A 3,757-nucleotide genomic window follows, 5' to 3' on the forward strand; every position below is an offset into this window, starting at 1 on the left:
CGGGTCCAGGGACACGTCGGCGAGCGGCGGCGGCGCGGGAGCGGGCGCGTGGAGGGTCACGCCGCCGTGGATGTCGCGCACCTGGAGCAGTTGGCCGTGGACGGCGCCGGTGGAGGCGTTGTCATGGGCGTCGGGGGGAGGAACCATGCCCTCCATACTGCACGTCCGGGTGCCGCCCCGTCTGGGCGGCACCCGGAGGGTGAGGGCGGGAGGCCCGGGCCTACAGCCTGCCCTGCGCCTTGAGGTTGATGTAGGCGTCAGCCAACGCGGGCGCGATGTGCTCGGGGTCGGCGTCGACCACCTCCACGCCCATCCGGCGCAGCTCGGCGGTCACCCGGCGCCGCTCGCCCAGCGTCCGCTCCGCGGCCGCCGCCCGGTACAGCGCGTCCGCGCTGCCCCGCTCGGCGGCCATCAGCTCCACCGCCGGATCGTTGACCGCGGCGACCAGCAGCAGGTGCCGGGAGGTGAGCACGGGCAGCCTCGGCAGCAGCCCCTCCTCCAGCGACGCCGCGTTCAGGTCGGTCAGCAGCACCACCAGCCGCCGGGCCCGCCCCTGCGTGCCCAGGACCGTCCCCACCAGGCCCGCCGGGTCGGACTCCACCAGCTCCGCCTCCAGCGGGGCCATGGCCTCCACGATCCGGCCCACCTGCTGGCCGCCCTTGCCCGACGAGCGCACCTGCGCGCGCGTGCGCCGGTCGTAGGCCAGGAAGTCCACCCGGTCGCCCGCCCTGCCCGCCAGGGCGGCCAGCAGCAGCGCGGCGTCCATGGCGTGGTCCAGGCGCGGGGTGTCGCCCACCCGCCCGGCCGACGTGCGCCCGGTGTCCAGCACGATGAGGATGCGCCGGTCCCTCTCGGGCCGCCACGTGCGCACCACCACGCCGTCGCCGCGGGCCGTGGCCCGCCAGTCGATCGACCGCACGTCGTCGCCGGGCACGTAGTCGCGCAGGGAGTCGAACTCGCTGCCCTGCCCGCGCACCATCGCCGTGTGCTGCCCCTCCAGCTCGCGCAGCCGGGACAGCTTGCCCGGCAGGTGGCGCCTGCTGTGGAAGGGCGGCAGCGTGCGCACGGTCCAGGGCGCGGGCAGCGTCCGCTGCCTGCCCGCCAGCCCCAGCGGCCCCAGGCTGCGCACGGTCACGCCCGCGGCCCGGGCGTCGCCGCGCCGCGTCGGGGTCAGGACGGTCCTCACCCGGCGCCGCTCCCCGGCCGGTACCCGCAGCGGCTGGCTGCGCGGCGCGGCGTGCGCGCTCGGCGGCCAGGCGTCGCGCACCGACCCCCGCAGTGCCCGCCGGGTGGGGTTGGCGACGGTCACGTACACCGTCGCCGAGTCGCCCAGGCGCAGCGACGTGTCGCCCTCACGGGACAGCAGCACCGCCTTGGGGCTCGCCGCCAGCACGACGTCCAGGGCGAGCAGCGCCGCCAGCACGCCCAGGGCCGCGGCCGCGGCCGCGGCGCCGATCAGACCGGACAGCGCCACCGCGACCGTGGCCGCCAGCGCCAGCAGCACCGCCCGGCCGGTGACCACCATCAGCGCGGCACCGGGACGGAGGCGAGCACACCGTCCAGGATTCCGTCGGTGGTCGCCCCCTCCAACTCGGCCTCGGGCCGCAGCGAGATCCGGTGCCGCAGCGTGCCCTTGGCCAGCGCCTTCACGTCGTCGGGGGTGACGTAGTCGCGGCCCGACAGCCACGACCACGCCCGGCTGGTGCGCAGCAGCGCCGTGGCGCCGCGCGGGGACGCGCCCAGCTGGAGGGACGGCGACTGCCGGGTGGCCCGGCACAGGTCCACGATGTAGCCCAGGACCTCGGGCGCCACCCGCACGCGCTCCACGGCCAGCCGGGCCGCGCGCAGCTCCGCCGCGCCCGCCACCGCGGTGACCCCGGCCGCGGCCAGGTCACCCGGGTCGAAACCGGCCGCGTGGCGGCCCAGCATCTCCACCTCGGCCGCCCGCTCGGGCAGCGGGACGGTCACCTTGAGCAGGAACCGGTCCAGCTGGGCCTCGGGCAGGGGGTAGGTGCCCTCGTACTCCACCGGGTTCTGGGTGGCGGCCACCATGAACGGGTCGGGCAGCGCGGACGGTCTGCCCTCCACGGTCACCTGGCGCTCCTCCATCGCCTCCAGCAGCGACGCCTGGGTCTTGGGCGGGGTCCGGTTGATCTCGTCCGCGAGCAGCAGGTTGGTGAAGACCGGCCCCTCCATGAACTCGAACTTCGCGGTGTGCTGGTCGTAGACCAGCGAGCCCGTCACGTCGCCCGGCATCAGGTCCGGGGTGAACTGCACCCGCTTGTGGTCCAGGGACAGCGCGGCCGCGAGGGTGCGCACCAGCAGCGTCTTGGCGACACCGGGCACGCCCTCCATCAGCACGTGGCCGCGGCACAGCAGCGCCACGACCATCGCGGTCACCGTCTCGTCCTGGCCCACGACGGCCTTGGCCACCTCGCGGCGCAGGGCGACCAGGGCCGCGCGCGCCTCGTCGGCTGATGGCAGTGCCTCGGGTGTGAAGGCGCTCACGTGCCGTCTACCTCTCTCGATACCTCAGTGGTCGTTCGCTGGTCGCCGCGGCTCGGGGTCACCGGAGCCTCCGGGCGCGCTCGTCGAGTTCGTCGGCGAGCCTGACCAGCATGTCGTTGTCGCCCGCGTACGGGTCGGGCTGCCCGGGGTGGAGCAGGGCCCGCAGGTGGGCGGGGTCGTCACCGGTCCGCGAGGCGACCGCCGCCACGACCGTGTCGGGCGCGGCGTCCGCGCCCAGCCCGAGCTTGGGTGCGACCCGGTCCACGAACCCCGACCGCAGCGCGGCCGCGACCCGGTCCCGGGCCCTGCGCGACTGGTACAGTCCCGCACGCCCCTCGGTGGTCTCCGAGGCGCGCACCACCACGGGCAGCGACTCGGGCACCAGGGCGCCCATCCGGCGCCCCTGCCACAGGGCGAGCAGCGCCAACGCGGCCACCAGCGGCACCAGGGACCAGCGCAGGCCCAGCGGCAGCAGCTGCCACAGCCCGGAGCCGCCCTCCTGCTGGGGCGGGTCGGGGCGCAGCCACACCACGTCCTCGGCGGCCAGGAGGTTCATCGCCAGCGCGGCGTTGCCGCCGGCGGAGAGCGCGGTGTTGGTCAGCGGCCTGCCGGTGCCCAGCACGGTCGTGGCGGCCCCGTCCCGCTCCACCCGGACCAGGGCGTCGCCGCCGCCACCGGGGTAGCAGCCCACGGCGTCCGCGCCGGAACCGGCCGTGTACAGCTCACCGGCGACGTAGGCCTCGCCCGCGGCCTCGGCGGCCGACAGCCCGCACTCGGGGGCGTAGGGGGCCTCCGGCGTGGGGAACCCCTCGGGCTCCTCCCGGCCGGTCATCGTCACCCGGGGGGCGAACGCCTCCAGGGACCGCGTGGACGGCTGCACCAGGACGGTGTCCACGTCGAGCGCGGCCAGCGAGTCCAGCTCCTCGGGGAGCAGGCGGTGGTCCAGGAAGACCGCGAGCACGGCGTCGTCCCCGGCGTCGGCCACGGCCTCCTCCGCGGCGGCGGAGGAGCGCACCACGTGCACGTCGCGGTCCTCCTCCAGCACGTTCACCAGCGCCCGCGTGCCGTCCGGGTCGATGGAACCGGGCTCCAGGTGGCCGGTGGGGAACTGCTCGCTGCCCAGCGACAGCAGCACCGAGACCGTGACGAGCGCGGCCACCACGGCTGCCGGAACCCGGACCGAGCGCCACACCCGCAGGACGCGCGAGTCCTCCCGGGACGGCGCGCGGCCGGGGGAGCGCGGGGGCGC

General features: G+C 76.5%; 3 protein-coding genes. All 3 read right to left on the reverse strand.

Annotated elements, in window-relative coordinates; translation table 11 throughout:
* Nucleotides 1–220: 220 nt before the first annotated feature.
* On the reverse strand, nucleotides 221–1,525 hold the full coding sequence (locus DQW06_RS19665) for a DUF58 domain-containing protein (protein WP_013154755.1): 1,305 nt from the start codon (nucleotides 1,523–1,525) through the stop codon (nucleotides 221–223).
* Complete coding sequence (locus tag DQW06_RS19670; RefSeq protein ID WP_013154754.1) at nucleotides 1,525–2,508, reverse strand: MoxR family ATPase; 984 nt, start codon at nucleotides 2,506–2,508, stop codon at nucleotides 1,525–1,527. The genes DQW06_RS19665 and DQW06_RS19670 overlap by 1 nt, the downstream gene beginning before the upstream one ends.
* 58 nt (nucleotides 2,509–2,566) lie before the next feature.
* The coding region (locus DQW06_RS19675; RefSeq protein ID WP_232833087.1) for a DUF4350 domain-containing protein at nucleotides 2,567–3,757 on the reverse strand (1,191 nt) is incomplete at its 5' end.

The sequence above is a fragment of the Nocardiopsis sp. TNDT3 genome (genome assembly GCF_003427465.1).
GTDB classification, from domain to species: Bacteria; Actinomycetota; Actinomycetes; order Streptosporangiales; family Streptosporangiaceae; genus Nocardiopsis; species Nocardiopsis dassonvillei.